The 278-nt window shown below is 48.2% G+C and carries 1 protein-coding gene; it reads right to left on the bottom strand.

Annotated features, from left to right (window positions below; all coding sequences use genetic code 11):
- Window positions 1-67: 67 nt before the first annotated feature.
- A partial coding sequence (locus SB660_RS20120; protein ID WP_410584062.1) for a BslA/BslB family hydrophobin occupies window positions 68-278 on the bottom strand: 211 nt, incomplete at its 5' end.

The following is a 278-nucleotide window of genomic DNA, read 5'->3' on the forward strand; positions in this document are numbered from 1 at the left end:
ATGCAAGATTCATGCCAGGATTTTGCGCATAAAAAAAGAGGCTGTTGTCAGCCTCTTTCATCCCGGATTAACGCGCGTCAATAACCAGCTTTGTTTCGGCGTAGAGACTGCCGGCCCCCAAACCGTTTACGTAATCGCCTTTAATTGTATACGTGCCCGCGCGCGGAAGGTTTTTACGCACCAGGACGAGATTGTATTCAGACGCGCCCAATAAGTCAAGGGTAAGCGGAAGTCTGACCGTTTTTCCGTAGTTGAGAATTTGCGTTTCTTTCAGTGTT

Source organism: Bacillus sp. SIMBA_005 (assembly GCF_046535585.1).
Taxonomy (GTDB): Bacteria; Bacillota; Bacilli; order Bacillales; family Bacillaceae; genus Bacillus; species Bacillus pumilus.